14 protein-coding genes are annotated in these 15229 nt (G+C 73.9%); 8 read left to right on the top strand and 6 right to left on the bottom strand.

What is annotated here, in order from left to right; genetic code table 11:
* The first annotated feature begins 177 nt into the window (after window positions 1–177).
* Both AC0B9F_RS01970 and AC0B9F_RS01975 read left to right on the top strand, forming a co-directional pair.
* Window positions 178–1203 carry an ATP-binding cassette domain-containing protein gene (locus AC0B9F_RS01970; RefSeq protein ID WP_471998265.1) on the top strand — a complete coding sequence of 342 codons (1026 nt, stop codon included), beginning with the start codon at window positions 178–180 and terminating at the stop codon, window positions 1201–1203.
* 14 nt (window positions 1204–1217) lie between these two features.
* The gene (locus tag AC0B9F_RS01975; protein WP_471998983.1) at window positions 1218–2027 is read left to right on the top strand and encodes an ABC transporter permease; all 810 of its coding nucleotides are present in this window, start codon (window positions 1218–1220) and stop codon (window positions 2025–2027) included.
* A gap of 27 nt (window positions 2028–2054) precedes the next feature.
* Here the strand turns inward: AC0B9F_RS01975 and AC0B9F_RS01980 are convergent, their stop codons facing one another.
* Complete coding sequence (locus AC0B9F_RS01980; RefSeq protein WP_471998266.1) at window positions 2055–5510, bottom strand: AfsR/SARP family transcriptional regulator; 3456 nt, start codon at window positions 5508–5510, stop codon at window positions 2055–2057.
* 143 nt (window positions 5511–5653) lie between these two features.
* On the opposite strand from AC0B9F_RS01980, the gene AC0B9F_RS01985 reads away from it, so the two are divergent.
* Window positions 5654–6421, top strand: a complete 768-nt coding sequence (locus tag AC0B9F_RS01985) for a site-2 protease family protein (protein WP_471998267.1) — start codon at window positions 5654–5656, stop codon at window positions 6419–6421.
* Here the strand turns inward: AC0B9F_RS01985 and AC0B9F_RS01990 are convergent.
* Together AC0B9F_RS01990 and npdG are read right to left on the bottom strand one after the other, a co-directional pair.
* Window positions 6406–6594 (bottom strand): hypothetical protein, encoded by a 189-nt coding sequence (locus AC0B9F_RS01990; RefSeq protein ID WP_471998268.1) that lies wholly within the window; start codon window positions 6592–6594, stop codon window positions 6406–6408. The two genes, AC0B9F_RS01985 and AC0B9F_RS01990, sit on opposite strands and share 16 nt — an antisense overlap.
* Window positions 6595–6771: 177 nt before the next feature.
* Window positions 6772–7476, bottom strand: a complete 705-nt coding sequence (npdG, locus tag AC0B9F_RS01995) for an NADPH-dependent F420 reductase (RefSeq protein ID WP_471998269.1) — start codon at window positions 7474–7476, stop codon at window positions 6772–6774.
* Between the two features lie 129 nt (window positions 7477–7605).
* Between npdG and AC0B9F_RS02000 the strand changes: the two genes are divergently transcribed.
* Both AC0B9F_RS02000 and AC0B9F_RS02005 read left to right on the top strand, forming a co-directional pair.
* Window positions 7606–8208, top strand: coding sequence for a hypothetical protein (locus tag AC0B9F_RS02000; protein WP_471998270.1), 603 nt, complete (start codon window positions 7606–7608; stop codon window positions 8206–8208).
* A gap of 531 nt (window positions 8209–8739) precedes the next feature.
* Complete coding sequence (locus AC0B9F_RS02005; RefSeq protein ID WP_471998271.1) at window positions 8740–10035, top strand: MFS transporter; 1296 nt, start codon at window positions 8740–8742, stop codon at window positions 10033–10035.
* On the opposite strand, the gene AC0B9F_RS02010 is transcribed toward AC0B9F_RS02005, so the two are convergent.
* A complete protein-coding gene (locus AC0B9F_RS02010) occupies window positions 10036–10269 on the bottom strand; it encodes a hypothetical protein (RefSeq protein WP_471998272.1) in 234 nt (77 codons plus the stop codon).
* A 59-nt stretch (window positions 10270–10328) separates the two neighbouring features.
* On the opposite strand from AC0B9F_RS02010, the gene map reads away from it, so the two are divergent.
* Entirely contained in the window at window positions 10329–11186 is an 858-nt protein-coding gene (map, locus tag AC0B9F_RS02015; RefSeq protein ID WP_471998273.1) for a type I methionyl aminopeptidase, read from the top strand.
* A gap of 174 nt (window positions 11187–11360) precedes the next feature.
* Here the strand turns inward: map and AC0B9F_RS02020 are convergent, their stop codons facing one another.
* Together AC0B9F_RS02020 and AC0B9F_RS02025 are read right to left on the bottom strand one after the other, a co-directional pair.
* On the bottom strand, window positions 11361–11567 hold the full coding sequence (locus tag AC0B9F_RS02020; RefSeq protein WP_471998274.1) for a hypothetical protein: 207 nt from the start codon (window positions 11565–11567) through the stop codon (window positions 11361–11363).
* Between the two features lie 178 nt (window positions 11568–11745).
* The gene (locus AC0B9F_RS02025; RefSeq protein WP_471998275.1) at window positions 11746–12390 is read right to left on the bottom strand and encodes a PhzF family phenazine biosynthesis protein; all 645 of its coding nucleotides are present in this window, start codon (window positions 12388–12390) and stop codon (window positions 11746–11748) included.
* Between the two features lie 411 nt (window positions 12391–12801).
* Here AC0B9F_RS02025 and efeO point away from each other — a divergent pair, with 411 nt between their 5' ends.
* Entirely contained in the window at window positions 12802–13944 is a 1143-nt protein-coding gene (gene efeO, locus AC0B9F_RS02030; RefSeq protein WP_471998276.1) for an iron uptake system protein EfeO, read from the top strand.
* Window positions 13945–13958: 14 nt separating this feature from the next.
* Complete coding sequence (gene efeB / locus AC0B9F_RS02035) at window positions 13959–15227, top strand: iron uptake transporter deferrochelatase/peroxidase subunit (protein ID WP_471998277.1); 1269 nt, start codon at window positions 13959–13961, stop codon at window positions 15225–15227.
* The last annotated feature ends 2 nt before the right edge of the window (window positions 15228–15229 follow it).

Genomic DNA, 15229 nt, shown 5'->3' on the forward strand with positions numbered 1-15229 from the left:
CGGTTCCCCCCGCCGGCGGGGCCGTGCGCTGCGCAGCTCGTGCGGCTGGGTCGGTGCGGTGACCGTGTGACGGCTCGGCGCCGTGGCCTGTGACATGTCGGCGGGATGTCGGCGCCGGCGGCGGGCTGTCGGCCGGCTGTCGGTGGTTTGTCGGTGGGGGCTGACACCGTCGTGGTCATGACGCGAATCGACAACAACCCCGGCGGCGCGGGCAGCGCCGTCACCGTGCGGGGGCTGGTCAAGCACTACGGCGAGACCAAGGCGCTGGACGGCGTCGACCTGGACGTGCGCGAGGGCACCGTGATGGGTGTGCTCGGTCCGAACGGCGCCGGGAAGACCACGCTCGTGCGCATCCTGTCCACCCTGCTGGCGCCGGACGCCGGGCAGGCCCTCGTGGCCGGCTACGACGTCGTACGGCAGCCCCGCCAGCTGCGGCGGGTGATCGGGCTGACCGGGCAGTACGCCTCGGTGGACGAGAAGCTGCCGGGCTGGGAGAACCTGTACATGATCGGCCGGCTGCTCGACCTGTCCCGCAAGGACGCCCGCGCCCGGGCGGACGAGCTGCTCGAACGGTTCTCCCTGACCGAGGCCGCCAAGCGGCCCGCGGGCACGTACTCCGGCGGCATGCGGCGGCGGCTCGACCTCGCCGCGTCCATGATCGGCCACCCGGTCGTGCTGTACCTGGACGAGCCGACCACCGGGCTCGACCCCCGCACCCGCAACGAGGTGTGGGACGAGGTCAAGCGGATGGTCGGCGACGGCGTCACCGTGCTGCTGACCACGCAGTACATGGAGGAGGCCGAGCAGCTCGCCTCCGAGCTGACCGTCGTGGACCGCGGCAAGGTCATCGCCGGCGGCGGCATCGAGGAGCTGAAGGCGAAGGTCGGCGGGCGCACGCTGCGGGTCCGCCCGCTGGACCCGCGGGAGCTCCAGCCGCTGGCCGGGATGCTCGACGAACTGGGCATCACCGGGCTCGCCACCACCACCGTGGACACCGAGACCGGCGCCCTGCTCGTGCCGATCCTCAGCGACGAGCAGCTGACCGCGGTGGTCGGCGCGGTCACCGCGCGCGGCATCACCCTGTCCTCCATCACCACCGAACTGCCCAGCCTCGACGAGGTGTTCCTGTCCCTCACCGGCCACCGCGCCGGCGCCCCGCAGGACACCACGCCCGCCGACGAACGCCAGGAGGTCGCCGTATGAGCGCCCAGACCGTGATGAGCGCCCAGACCGTCACCACGACCGACGTCCGTATCCCGCTGCGTGGGCACCTGCGGCACACCGGCGCCCTCATCCGCCGCAACCTGCTGTGGATCCGCCAGGACCCGGAGTCGATGTTCGACGCGCTGCTGATGCCCGTCGTCTTCACCCTGCTGTTCGTGTACGTCTTCGGCGGTTCCATCGGGCAGGCGCTCGGCGGCGGCCAGGACCAGTACGTGCAGTACGTCATCCCGGGCATGATCGCGATGATGAGCATGACCCTGTCCCAGGGCGTCGGCACCGGCTTCAGCCAGGACTTCAACAGCGGTGTCATGGACCGCTTCCGCACCCTGCCCATCGGGCGCGGCTCCGTGCTCTTCGCGAAGATCACCGTGGAGCTGGGGCGGATGCTGTTCGCCACGGCCGTGCTGATGATCGTCGCCGTGCTCGTCGGGTTCGACATCACCAACTGGCCGGGGCTGTTCGCGACGGTCGGGCTGTCCGCGCTGTTCGCGTCCTCGATCATGTGGGTGTTCCTCACGCTGGGCGTGATGCTGAAGAACGCGCAGTCCGTGCAGGCGATGGGCTTCCTGGTGCTGTTCCCGCTCCAGTTCGGCTCGTCGATCTTCGCGCCGACCCAGTCGATGCCGGGCTGGCTGCAGGCCTTCACCGACTACAACCCGCTGTCCACGCTCGCCGACTCCGCGCGCGGTCTGATGATCGGCGGCCCGGTCGCCCACGACCTGTGGGTGACGGTGGCCTGGTCGGTGGCGATCACCGCGGTGATGGCCCCGGTCGCCATCCACAAGTTCCGCACCAAGAGCTGACGCCGGGTGGCTGCGCGCCGGTGCACGTCATACGAGGGCGACGGCCTCCTCGGGGGAGAGGCCGGCGCCCTCGGCGTATGCGGCGGCGTACTGCTCGTCGTCGCCGAGTGCGGCGCGGACCGCGTCCTCGGCCAGGTCGTGGACGGCGCGTTCGGCGTAGCCGGAGACATGGCCGGGCGGCAGCAGCGCCTCGGCCGCGCCCAGGCAGCGGGCGCCGTCCCGGGCGCGGGCGCCGCCGTCCGCGCCGGCCAGGGCGGCGGCGGCCAGGACCAGGCACAGGGGGCGCATGTGCGGCACGATCGTGCGCGACAGCGGCTCGTTCGCCTGGGCCAGCGCCCGCCGGGTCAGGGTCAGCGCCTCGTCGTACCGGCCGTCCACCACCTCCAGCCAGGCCTCCTGGGTGAGGATGAACCCGTCGAAGACGAAGAAGGAGGCCGGGCCGAAGTCCTCCCGCAGCCGTCTGATCAGCTCACGGGCCTCCGTGGTGCGGCCGGTGATGCTCAGCCAGCCGGCGAGGAACAGCCGGGCGGCGGGCATGGCCTCGGTGACCATGCCCTCGGCCTGGTCGGCCACCTCGCGCAGCAGCGCCTCGCCGCGCTCCGGATCGCCCGCCTCCAGCAGCGCCGTGCCCAGCCGGGCGGTGAGCACGGCCTGCTGGGCGCGGGCGCCGAGCCGTTCGGCGACGGCGCCGGCGGCCTCGTAGTCCGCGGCGGCGGCCGTGTACTCGCCCTTGCGCTCGTGGGCCTCGCCGCGCGCCGACAGCGACTCGGCGACGCCCCAGTCGTCGCCGAGCCGGCGGAAGATCTCCAGCGCCTCGTCGGCGTCGGCGGCGGCGTCACCGGCCCAGTCGGTGCGGTTGGCCAGGAGGTTGGCGCGCATCTGGAGACAGAGGGCGAGTTCCCACTCGTAGTCGGGGCGGGAGCGGCAGGTCGCCACGGCCGCGTCGCCGATCGTGTGGATCCGCTCGACGTCGCCGCTGAGCACCACGGCGAAGAACCAGACGTAGCCCGGCGGACGGCAGGCCTGCGGCAGGCCCGGGGTGTACGTCCGGCTGACGATCCGCAGCTTCTCCTGCGCCTGCGGGGTCTGCCAGGCGTCCATCTCGGTGTCCATGCAGGCGAGGTGGATCAGGTGGACTCCGCGGCGGGCCTCGGCGAGCACCTCGCCGGTCATCGGGGGCGGCGCGTCGGTGCAGCGCTCCCACAGCGGGGCGGCGGGGCGCACCGGCTCGGTGAACGGGTCGGGGCCGAGGGCCATGACCTCGGCGGCCCAGTTGCGGGTCTCGATGCGCAGGTCGCGCATCTGCCAGTACCAGCACAGCGACAGCACCAGGCACATCGCCTCCTGCTCGTCGCGGGCGGCGACGGCGTGGCGCAGGGCGGTGCGCAGGTTCTCGTACTCCCGCTCGATGCGCTCGATCGCGGCGCGCTGCCCGTGGCCGCGCAGCTGCGGGTCGGTGGTGCGGGCGAGTTCGCGGTAGTACGTCAGATGGGCGCGCTCGGCGTCGGCGCGGGCGCCGTGGGCGTCGAGGCGTTCGGCGGCGTATTCGGCGACCGTCTCCAGCAGCCGGTAGCGCATGGAGCCGTCCTCGCCGGTCGGGGAGGCGACGACGAGGGACTTGTCGACGAGGGAGGCGAGCGCGTCGAAGGCGGCGGGGCCGCACACGGCCTCCGCGGCGGGCAGGTCGCAGCCGCCGGCGAAGACGGACAGCCGCCGCAGGACGTCCCGTTCGTCCTCGTCGAGCAGGTCCCAGGACCAGTCGACGACCGCGCGCAGGGTCTGCTGGCGGGGCAGGACCGTGCGGCTGCCGGAGGTGAGCAGCCGGAAGCGGTCGTCGAGGCGGTCGGCGATCTGGCGCGCGGTCAGCATGCGCAGCCGGGCCGCCGCGAGTTCGATGGCGAGCGGCAGGCCGTCGAGGCGGCGGCAGATCTCGGCGCAGGCCGCCGCGGTCTCCTCGTCGGCGTCGGTGCGGAAGCCGGGGCGGGCGGCGGCGCCGCGGTCGGCGAGCAGCCGCAGCGCGACCGGCTCGGGCAGCGGCTCCACGGGGCGCAGCACCTCGCCGGGTACGCCGAGGGGTTCGCGGCTGGTGGCCAGCACGGTCAGCTCCGGGCAGCGGGCCAGCAGCTCCTCGGTGAGGCGGGCGGCGGCGTCCACGACGTGTTCGCAGTTGTCGAGGATGAGCAGCATGCGGCGCCGGGCGCAGTGCTCGGCGAGGCGGACGACGGGGTCGTCGTGGCGTTCGGCCACGGCCCGCATCTCCTCGGCGCCGGCGCCGCGCAGCACGGTCTCGCGGGCGCCGACGGCGGTCAGGACGGCCTCGGGGACGGCGCCGGGGTCGTCCACGGGCGCGAGTTCGGCGAGCCACACGCCGTCGCGGGCCGCGTCCCGGGCGCTCTCGGCGGCCTCCTGCGACAGGCGCGTCTTGCCGGCCCCGCCGGGTCCGAGGAGGGTGACCAGCCGGGCGGTGCGCAGGTCCTGCCTGATCGCCTCGATGTCCGTCTCCCGCCCGACGAAAGAGGTCAGCCGGGCCCGGAGGTTGCCGGGGGGCTGCGGGGCGGCGGCGGTCGCGGGGCGGGTGCCCGGCGGGGGCGGGGCCGCGGGGGGCGTGTCCTGGGCGGCGGGGGCCGTGCCCTGGGCGGCGGGGGCCGTGCCCTGGGCAGCGGGGGCCGTCTCCCGGGCGGCGGGGGCCGGTGGGTAGGCACGGGGGCCGGGGGCGTGCGGGAGTGGGCCGGGCCCGCCGTCGTGCGCTTCCTCCGGGTTCAGCAGCCGCGCGTGCAGGGCGCGCAGTTCCGGGCCCGGGTCGGAGCCGAGGCGGTCGGCGAGGAGGGCGCGTATCCCGTCGTAGGCGGCGAGGGCCTGCGCGGTGCGGCCGGTGTCGCGCAGGGCGCGCAGCCGCAGCGCCTGCAGCGGCTCGTCCAGCGGGTGGGCGTCGCACAGCGCGGTCAGCTCGGGCAGCGCCCGGTCGGCCTCGCCCAGGGCGAGCGCGGCGGTCAGGCGGGCGCGCCGCACGTCCAGGCGGCGGGTCTCCCAGCGGGCCGCCTCGGCGGTGCGGTCGGGCAGGTCGGCGAGCGCGGGGCCCTGCCACAGGGCGAGGGCGTCGTCGAGTAGGGCGGCCGCCTTGGCGGGGTCGCCGTCGGCCAGGGCGCGCAGTCCGTCGCCGGCCAGCCGCTCGAAGCGGTGCAGGTCGACGTCGTCGGCGACGGCGGCGAGCCGGTAGCCGCCGTCGACGGAGGCCACGGCCTGTGCGCCGAGCGCCCGGCGCAGCCGCCCGACCAGCGCCTGCAGCGCCCCGGGCGCGTCGGCGGGCGGGTCGTCGCGGGCCCACACCTCCTCCACGAGCAGCGTCGCGGGCACGGTACGGCCGGCCCGCAGGGCGAGCACGGTCAGCAGGGCACGCAGCCGCGCCCCGCCGAGCGCGACGGCCGAGCCGTCGGGGCGGAGTGCCTGGGTGGTGCCGAGGATGCGGTAGCGCACGGGGTCCATTGTGTCGGGGGACGCACGGGCGCCGCCTCCGGGTTTCCCACGCGCGTGTGCCGGCAGGAACCCCGGGCTCCCCGCCGGACGTTCTTCCCGCACCACCTGTACCGTCGACCCGCGTGCCGCCGCCCACCCCAGTCAGGAGCTCCATGACGACCGCCGCCACCCGTCGCAGTGACCGCCGGATCAGCCCCGTCTTCCTCGGCATCGTGGCCGTGGCGGCGGTGGCGGGGTGGGCCGCCTGGACCGGGTTCGCCGAGCAGCCGGGTGTGGCGGTGTTCCTGTTCGTGACGGCGGCCTGGATCGTCTCCCTGTGCCTGCACGAGTACGCGCACGCGCGCACCGCGCTGCACAGCGGGGACGTCACGGTCGGCGCGAAGGGCTATCTCACGCTCAACCCGATGAGATACACGCACGCCCTGCTGAGCATCGTGCTGCCCGTCGCGTTCCTGATCATGGGCGGGATCGGGTTGCCGGGCGGCGCGGTCTTCATTGAGCGGGGCCGTATCCGGGGCCGCTGGCGGCACAGCCTGGTGTCGGCGGCCGGTCCGCTGACGAACGTGGTGTTCGCCGTGGTGTGCACGGCCCCGTTCTGGCTGGGCTCACCGGACGGGATGCCCGCCGACTTCCGGTACGCGCTGGCGTTCCTGGGGCTGCTGCAGGTGACGGCCGCGATCCTGAACTTCCTGCCGGTGCCGGGGCTGGACGGCTACGGCGTGCTCGAGCCGTGGCTGTCGCCGGCGGTGAAGCGGCAGGTGGAGCCGTACGCGCAGTTCGGGCTGCTGTTCGTGTTCGCGCTGCTGTGGGTGCCGTCGGTGAACTCCGTGTTCTTCGACGCGGTCCACGCGATCCTGCGCGGCCTGGGCGTGAGCGACTTCGACGCCTTCTGGGGCCGGGAGCTCTACCGGTTCTGGTGAGCCGCGCCGGCCGCCGTCCGGCCGCGCCGCAGGTAGTACCAGGCCATGTTGGACGACACACCCGCCAGCAGGATCCATACGACGCCCAGCCAGCTGCCCTGGACGAAGGACACGACGGCCGCGGCCACGGTGAGGACGCAGACGGCGAGGGCGTAGAGGGCGAGGCGGGGCATGGGGGTCGGCTCCTGTCGGGACGGTCGGGCGGTCGGTGCTCGGGCGGTCGGGCGGTCGGGTCTGTGCGGCGCCGGGGGTGCTCGCGGTGGCCGCGCGGGGGCGGCGGTCGCGGTGGCCGCGCGGGGCGGCAGGGGGACACTGCGGGCATCTCCGACGCCCCCAGTGTCCCCCATCGCTCACACGTCGGTGATACGCAGCCCCGCGTGCGCCTTGTACCGGCGGTTGACGGAGATCAGGTTCGCGACCAGCGACTCCACCTGGTGGGCATTACGCAGCCGGCCGGCGAAGACGCCGCGCATGCCGGGGATGCGGCCGGCGAGGGCCTGGACGATCTCCACGTCGGCGCGGGCCTCGCCGAGCACCATCACGTCGGTGTCGATCTGCTCGATCGCCGGGTCCTGGAGGAGCACGGCCGACAGGTGGTGGAAGGCGGCGGTGACCCGGGAGCCGGGCAGCAGGGCGGCGGCCTGCTCGGCGGCGCTGCCCTCCTCGGGCTTGAGCGCGTAGGCGCCCTTCTTGTCGAAGCCGAGCGGGTTGACGCAGTCCACGACGAGCTTGCCGGACAGCTCCTCGCGCAGGGACTCCAGCGTCTTGGCGTGGCCCTCCCACGGCACGGCGACGATGACGATGTCGCTGCGGCGGGCGGTCTCGGCGTTGTCGGCGCCCTCGATGCCGTGCCCGAGTTCCCCGGCGGCTGCCTGCGCGCGCTCGGCGGCCCGGGAGCCGATGATCACCTTCTGCCCGGCCCGGGCCAGGCGGTAGGCCAGCCCCTTGCCCTGCGGCCCGGTCCCGCCGAGCACGCCGACGACGAGCCCGGAGACGTCCGGGAGGTCCCAGGGGTCCTTGGCAGGGGCCTTCTGTGCGCTGTCGCTAGTGGTCATGAGCTGACCATACGTCGCCCCGCGCACGGCGGTGCGGGCGGGCAGCGGGCGCCGGGCCCGTCCCCGGGTCGGGGGAATCCGCGGCGAACTCCGGGTCCCGGGAGCCCGGTTGCGCAAGGATGCGGGCCCATGGACGCCGTACGGGTCGCGTTGTTGCGGGAAGTGCTCGCCGGGACCGAGTGGCTCGGGGCCACGCGGAGATTCGCGGGGGCGCTGCGGGGGTCGGTCGTGTCGCACGGGGGCGGGCTGCTGCTCGTGGGCACGCCGGAGTACGAGCCGTGGCATCTCGCCGCGCATCTCGTGGACGAGGCCGCCTGGTCGGGGATGCCGGAGCTGGCGCCCACGCTGGTCCGGCACGACGCCCGGCCCTCGGATCCGGCGCACCTGGCGGTCGGACCGGGCCGGATCGAGGCGGCCCGGCGGGGCGAGACGCTGCTCGTCGTGGCGCCCGGTGAGCCGGAGCCGCTGCTGCAGCGGGTGCACGACGCCCGGCGGGCCGGGGTGATGGTGCTGGCCCTCGGTGACGCTCGGGGCGAGCTGGCGGGGATGGCGCACGAAGCGCTGACGGTGCCGGAGGGGGCGGAACTGGACCTCGACACGGTCCAGCACCTGGTGAGCGCGGCGGCCGGGGAGACCGCGGTGCCGGGCGCCCCGAGAGGCCACCGCCGCTTCCGCGACCGCCTGTCCCGCCTGGCGGAGTCCCTGACGTCCCCACCACCGGCACCCTGGTGACACACCGCACCGGGCCGTGCCACACCGGGTCGTGCCCCGGCAGGCCGGACATCGGCCCGCGCCGCCGACAGGCCGGGCCGGACGGCGGTACGCGCCGCCGACAGCCCCATCCGGTCGGCGGTACGCGCCGCCAACGGGAACGGCCCGTGCCGCCGACGCGGGCCGGCCGCAGGGGCCCCACCACCAACGGCCGGTCGCACATCGGCACAAGCGGCGGGGCCGCTCCTGGAAGCCGAGGTGGAAGCCCCCGGCAGGCCCGGCCCGGCGGCAGTCCGCGCCGCCGCCGGAAGCCGTTCCGTGCCGCCGGAGCGGGCCAGCCGGAGTAGCCCGCACCAAGGCCCCGGCGGCACAGCAGCGCACATGCGGCGGGGCCGCTGCGGAAAACCGGGGGCCCCCGCCCGCCGGGGCCCCGCGTCCGGCGGTGCCGGTGACACATCGGCCGGGGCGGGCCGCGGTAGGCCCGTGGCAGGAGGGGTGCGCTGCTGGAAAAGCGATTGCTCGTGGCCGGGCGGCCGTCGAGCATGTTCCCTCGTGACCGCGCCCTCCCGTCTTCGTGCTCTGCTGCCCGACCTCGCGCCCTGGAAGGCCTCGGTCGACTTCCGGCGGCTGTGGATGTCGGGGCTGATCTCGGGCTTCGGGAGCTTCCTGACGTTCGTCGCGCTGCCCGTGCAGCTCAAGGAGCTGACCGGGTCCGCTGCGGCGGTGGGCGCCCTCGGGGCCGTGGAACTGGTGCCGCTGGTGGTGTGCGGGCTGTACGGCGGCGCGCTGGCCGACGCCTTCGACAAGCGGAAGCTGATCCTGTGGACGGAGGCCGGGCAGGGCCTGCTGTCGGCGCTGGTGCTGCTCGACGCGCTGCTGCCGCGTCCCGCCGTGTGGCCGCTGTACCTCGTCGCGGCCCTGTCCTCCGCGCTGGTGTCCGTGCAGCGCCCGGCGCTGGACTCGCTGTGGCCGCGGATCGTCGCGCACGGCGACCTGCCGGCGGCGGCCTCGCTGAACTCCCTGCGCTGGACCGTGGGCGGCGTCGCGGGCCCCGCCGTCGCCGGCCTGGTCGTCGCCTACGCGGGCCTCGGCTGGGCGTACGCCGCGGACCTCGCCACCTTCGCCGTGTCCGTGCTGTACGTCGTCCGCATCGCCCCCTCCCCCGCCTCCCACGAGGCCGCCCGGCCCTCCCTGCGCTCGATCGCCGAGGGCGCCCGCTACGCGTGGGGCCGCAAGGAGCTGCTCGGCACCTACGCGATCGACCTGGCGGCGATGTTCCTGGCGATGCCGCTGGCGGTGCTGCCGTTCCTCGCGGACGACCTGGGCGCGAAGTGGTCGCTGGGCCTGATGTACGCGGCGGTGCCGTTCGGATCGCTGCTGGTCAGCCTGACCGGCGGCTGGGCCTCGCGGGTGCGCCGGCACGGGCGTGCGGTCGTGCTGGCGGCCGCCGGGTGGGGCCTGGCGATCGCGGCCGCCGGGGTCGTCGGCAACGTATGGCTGGTGCTGCTGTTCCTGACCGTGGCGGGCGGCTGCGACATGGTCAGCGGGATCTTCCGCTCCGCCATGTGGAACCAGACGATCCCGGACGAGCTGCGCGGCCGGCTCGCCGGGATCGAGCTGCTGTCGTACTCGGTCGGGCCGACGGTCGGCCAGGTCCGAGCGGGCGGTCTCGCCGCGTGGTGGGGTGTGCGGGCGTCGGTCTGGTCGGGCGGGCTGCTGTGCGCGGGCGCGGTGGCGTTGCTGGCGCTGTGCCTGCCGCGGCTGATGGCGTACGACGCGCGGACGAACGAGCACGCGGTGCGGCTGCGCGAACGGCGCGCAGCCGCGGCGCGGACCGCCTCCGCGTGATCAGTCGTCCTCGGTGGTCCGGCCCGCGGAGGCGTCGTGCCAGCGGGGGTCGTTCTCCCACTCGAGGTTGCGCTCGCGCGCCGTCTCCATCGCGTGCTGCGCCTCCTGCCGGGAGGCGTACGGTCCGAACCGGTCCTTGCCCGGGCAGTCCGGGCCCTCCTCGACCTTCTTGTGCTCCAGGCAGTAGAACCACTCGCCCGGCTTGCCCGCCGTGCGCTTCTTGAACAGGGCCATGACCTCGCTCCTCTCGCCACCGACATGTTCCCCCATGCCCGCTGGTTAGACTCGCTGGCATGTCTGGCCAGTCGCTGCTCGTACCAGGGGAGCTGTCTCCCACCCGTTCCGTGCCCGGAAACATCCGTCGGCCCGAGTACGTCGGCAAGCCCGGGCCGACGCCGTACACCGGGCCGGAGGTGCAGACGCCGGAGACGATCGAGGCGATGCGCGTCGCGGGCCGGATCGCGGCGCAGGCGATGGCGGAGGCCGCGAAGCTGATCGCGCCGGGCGTGACCACGGACGAACTGGACCGGGTGGCGCACGCGTACATGTGCGACCACGGCGCCTATCCCTCCACGCTGGGCTACCGCGGGTTCCCGAAGTCCCTGTGCACCTCCGTCAACGAGGTGATCTGCCACGGCATCCCGGACTCCACGGTGCTGCGCGACGGCGACATCGTGAACCTGGACGTGACGGCGTACATCGGCGGCGTGCACGGCGACAACAACGCCACCTACCTGGTCGGCGACGTGGACGAGGAGTCACGGCTGCTCGTGGAGCGCACGCGGGAGGCGCTGAACCGGGCGATCAAGGCGGTCCGGCCGGGCCGGCAGATCAACGTGATCGGCCGGGTCATCGAGTCGTACGCCAAGCGTTTCGGGTACGGCGTGGTGCGGGACTTCACCGGGCACGGCATCAACTCGTCGTTCCACTCGGGCCTGATCGTCCCGCACTACGACAGCCCGCACGCGACGACCGTGATGCAGCCGGGGATGACGTTCACCATCGAGCCGATGCTGACGCTCGGCACGCACGAGTACGACATGTGGGACGACGGCTGGACGGTCGTGACGAAGGACCGCAAGCGGACGGCGCAGTTCGAGCACACGCTGGTGGTGACGGACACCGGCGCGGAGATCCTCACGCTGCCGTGACGCCGTCCCTTCCTCGTGGCCCGCTCTCCCTCGGAGGGCGGGCCTTTTGCGGTGGCGCGCCCCGGAACCGCCCGGGGGACGGGCGGCCAGGGGCGCACCCGTCCCCCGGAAAGCCGCCGCAGACTCGCAAGCCGTCACAGGCTCACGAGCCGCCGCAGGCTCGTCGCGGCAGGCTCAGAAGTCGCCGCGGCAGAAGGAGCCGCCCCAGGCGAGGTTGCCTTCCTCGGAGCTGATGGCGCCGTAGTGGGTGGCGCAGACGTCCGCGCCGTCGTCGCCACCGCCGTGGCGGGGCTCGAAGCCGGCCGCGGCGGCGGTGGCCGCTCCGGCGGCGGTCAGGGTGACGGTCAGCAGTGCGGCGGCCAGAACCGAGCGCATACGCATGGAACCCTCCTGTGGGGGTCGGGGACAGATCACGCCAGAGGTCCCCGGCCGGGACCGTCCGCACACGCCCCGCCACCCGAGCGCACGCGCTACCACCTGAACGGTCGCGCGCACCGAACCAGCCACCCGCCCCCGGCCCCGGGCCTTCGATCCCCGGCCACGGCCCCCGCCCCCCGGTTCAGCGTTCGAGGACGACCCTGCCGCCGATCTCCACCCAGCCGTGGGGCTGGGGGGCCGTGAGGATCTGGGAGCCCGCGCCCTGGGTGATGTTGAGGGCGCGGCCGAGGCGATCCGTGAGCAGCAGCGCCGCGGCACCGGTCGCCTCGTCCTCGGTGATGCCGTCGTCGCGGCCGGGAAAGGCGCGGGCGCGGACCCGGCCGGCGGGCTCGTCCTCCCAGGCCCACGCGTAGACCCACTCCCCCGGCGGCGGCACGGGCAGGGCGTCGACCTCGGCGGCACTGGCGTACTGGCGCAGGGTGCGCGGCGGCGCCCACTCGGCGCGGGCCTCGATCCAGCAGAACTCCCCGTCCTGCCGGGCGCCCACCACACCGGCGGGTGTGACGAGTTCGGGCACGTCGAGCAGCCAGGCGCATCCCACGCAGGGGTGGCCGGCGAACGGCAGCCGCAGGGTGGGTGTGTAGATGTCGATGACGCCGCGTTCGGGGTCGTCGACGAAGACGGTCTCGCTGAAGCCGAGCCGGCCCGCGAACGCCTGCCGTTCGGCCGGCGCGGGCATCCGGGAGCCGTCACGGACGACGCCGAGCTCGTTGCCGTAGCCGCCGTTCGGCGCGCAGAAGACGCGCAGTACGTCGTAGTCAGTCACCGGGGCATTCAAGCACCGGGGATCAGCCGGTCAGCGCGTGCGCCAGGCACCGGAGATCAGCCGCCGCCACCGTGTGCGCCAAGCACCGGGGATCAGCCGCCACCGTGTGCGCCCTCGGCGCACCGGTGCGCTGCCTGTGCCGCGATCGGCGAGCGCTCGCGGCCGGGTGTGCGCGAGGGGCCGCTGCCGCAGGTCCCGACCGGAAGGAGAGGGGCCGTTGACCTCTCCTTTACCATCCCTTGGCGTTCTTGTTGAGTCTTCGTGATCAAGTCGCACCCTTACGGCGTCCATGAGAGCTGAATCACTGCATGCGGGTACGCCGTGCAGGTAAGCCTCGGTTAAGTTAGGCGAGCCTCACCAATCCTGTGGGGCCTGACACGACGTTTTTCAGCCACCGCCCGGGAGCCCCGCATGCGAGCCGCCAGACTGACCGTCACCGCCGCCGTCGCCACCGCGGCGGCTCTGGCCGCCGTCACCGGATGCACGCAGAAGAGCCAGGCCGACGGCGGCGAGGGCGCGATCCAGGTGACCGCGACGGACGACAAGTGCGAGGTCTCCAAGAAGGAGGTCCCCGCCGGACACGTCGAGCTCGCCATCGAGAACAAGGGCACCAAGGTCACCGAGGTCTACGTGCTCTTCCCGGACGACCGGGTGGTCGCCGAGCGCGAGAACATCGGCCCCGGCACCAAGCAGAAGGTCACCGCCGAGGTGAAGGCCGGCTCGTACCAGATCGCCTGCAAGCCCGGCATGAAGGGCAAGGGCATCCGCCAGGCCCTGAAGGTCACCGGCGGCGCCACCGCCGCCCAGCGCGACCCGCGCCTGGACCAGGCCGTCGCCGCCTACCGCACCTACGCCCAGGAGCAGGCCGACGAGACGCTGCCCAAGGCCGAGGCGTTCGTCAAGGCCGTCCAGGCCGGGGACGTGGAGGCGGCGAAGAAGGCGTACGCGCCCTCCCGCCTCGGCTGGGAGCGCACCGAGCCGGTCGCCGAGTCCTTCGGCGACATCGACCCCAAGGTCGACGTCCGCGAGGACGGCCTCGAGGCGGGCCAGAAGTGGACCGGCTGGCACCGCCTGGAGAAGGCGCTGTGGCAGGACGGGAAGATCGGCGCCGAGGAGAAGACCCTCGCCGGCCGGCTGATCACCGACCTGAAGGACTGGCAGAAGCGGGTCGGCACCGCCGAGATCACCCCGACCTCCATGGCCAACGGCGCCAAGGAGCTCCTCGACGAGGTCGCCACCGGCAAGGTCACCGGCGAGGAGGAGCGCTACTCGCACACCGACCTGGTCGACTTCAAGGGCAACGTCGAGGGCGCGCAGAAGTCCTACGAGCTGCTCAAGCCGGTCGCGCAGGCGAGCGACAAGGCGCTCACCGCCGAACTGGACAAGCAGTTCGCCGCGCTGAACACGCTGCTGGACAAGTACCGCGCCGACAAGCAGTCGTACGACTTCACCTCCTACGACAAGGTCGGCGCCGGTGACCGCAAGCAGCTGTCGGACGCCGTGAACGCCCTGGCGGAGCCGCTGTCCAAGCTCGCCGCCGCCGTCGCGAAGTAACCGAAGGAGCAGCGATGACGGACGCACAGGACCCTGAGGCGACCGGCGCCAAGGCGCCCAGCAGGCGGGCGCTGATCGGCTGGGGAGGGGCCGGGCTGGCGCTCGGCGCCGCGGTGGCCGGCGGCGCGGTCGCGGTCACCCGCACCGGCGACGACATGGACCCGGCCGCCGCCGACACGGGCGGCGCCGTCGACTTCCACGGCGCCCACCAGGCCGGTATCGCCACGCCCGTGCAGGACCGGCTGCACTTCGCCGCGTTCGACGTCACCACGTCCGACCGTGCCGAGTTCGTGCAGATGCTGAAGGACTGGACCGAGGCGGCGCGGCGGATGACGGCCGGCAAGGCGATCGGCGACGGCGCCTACGGCGGGCTCGCCGAGGCACCGCCGGACGACACCGGCGAGGCGCTCGGCCTCAAGCCGTCCCGGCTCACCCTCACCATCGGCTTCGGCCCGTCGCTGTTCGGCAAGTTCGGTCTGCACGACAAGCGGCCCGAGGCCCTGGTCGACCTGCCGAAGTTCCCCGGCGACAACCTGGACAAGGCCCGCAGCGGCGGCGACCTGTGCATCCAGGCCTGCGCCGACGACCCGCAGGTCGCCGTGCACGCCATCCGCAACCTCGCCCGGATCGGCTTCGGCAAGGTCGCCATCCGCTGGTCCCAGCTCGGCTTCGGCAAGACGTCGTCGACGACACCGGGCGCGCAGACCCCGCGCAACCTCTTCGGCTTCAAGGACGGGACCCGCAACATCGCGGGAACCGAGAGCGATCGCCTGAAGAAGTTCGTGTGGGTCGGCGAGGGCGACGGCACGGACTGGATGACCGGCGGGTCGTATCTGGTCGCCCGGCGCATCCGGATGAACATCGAGACCTGGGACCGCACCTCGCTGCAGGAGCAGGAGGACGTCTTCGGCCGCGACAAGCGCGAGGGCGCCGCCGTCGGCAAGGCCAAGGAGCACGACGAGCCGTTCCTGAAGGCGATGAAGCCGACCGCGCACGTGCGGCTCGCGCACCCCGACTCCAACAACGGGGCGACGATCCTGCGCCGCGGCTACTCCTTCACCGACGGCACCGACGGCCTCGGCCGTCTGGAGGCCGGTCTGTTCTTCCTCGCCTATCAGCGGGACGTGCGCAAGGGATTCATCCCGGTCCAGCGGAACCTGTCCCGCATGGACGCGCTCAACGAGTACACCCAGCACGTGGGTTCGGCGGTCTTCGCGATTCCGCCGGGGGTCAAGGACTCCGGCGACTGGTGGGGCCGGACGCTGTTCACCAAGGAGGCGTAGTT

Source organism: Streptomyces sp. NPDC097129 (assembly GCF_055668065.1).

Coding starts and splice junctions, on each gene's coding strand:
- AC0B9F_RS01970 (WP_471998265.1), top strand. CDS start 178: ATGACGCGAATCGACAACAACCCCGGCGGCGCGGGCAGCGCCGTCACC.
- AC0B9F_RS01975 (WP_471998983.1), top strand. CDS start 1,218: ATGAGCGCCCAGACCGTCACCACGACCGACGTCCGTATCCCGCTGCGT.
- AC0B9F_RS01980 (WP_471998266.1), bottom strand. CDS start 5,510: ATGGACCCCGTGCGCTACCGCATCCTCGGCACCACCCAGGCACTCCGC.
- AC0B9F_RS01985 (WP_471998267.1), top strand. CDS start 5,654: ATGACGACCGCCGCCACCCGTCGCAGTGACCGCCGGATCAGCCCCGTC.
- AC0B9F_RS01990 (WP_471998268.1), bottom strand. CDS start 6,594: ATGCCCCGCCTCGCCCTCTACGCCCTCGCCGTCTGCGTCCTCACCGTG.
- npdG (WP_471998269.1), bottom strand. CDS start 7,476: ATGACCACTAGCGACAGCGCACAGAAGGCCCCTGCCAAGGACCCCTGG.
- AC0B9F_RS02000 (WP_471998270.1), top strand. CDS start 7,606: ATGGACGCCGTACGGGTCGCGTTGTTGCGGGAAGTGCTCGCCGGGACC.
- AC0B9F_RS02010 (WP_471998272.1), bottom strand. CDS start 10,269: ATGGCCCTGTTCAAGAAGCGCACGGCGGGCAAGCCGGGCGAGTGGTTC.
- map (WP_471998273.1), top strand. CDS start 10,329: ATGTCTGGCCAGTCGCTGCTCGTACCAGGGGAGCTGTCTCCCACCCGT.
- AC0B9F_RS02020 (WP_471998274.1), bottom strand. CDS start 11,567: ATGCGTATGCGCTCGGTTCTGGCCGCCGCACTGCTGACCGTCACCCTG.
- efeO (WP_471998276.1), top strand. CDS start 12,802: ATGCGAGCCGCCAGACTGACCGTCACCGCCGCCGTCGCCACCGCGGCG.
- efeB (WP_471998277.1), top strand. CDS start 13,959: ATGACGGACGCACAGGACCCTGAGGCGACCGGCGCCAAGGCGCCCAGC.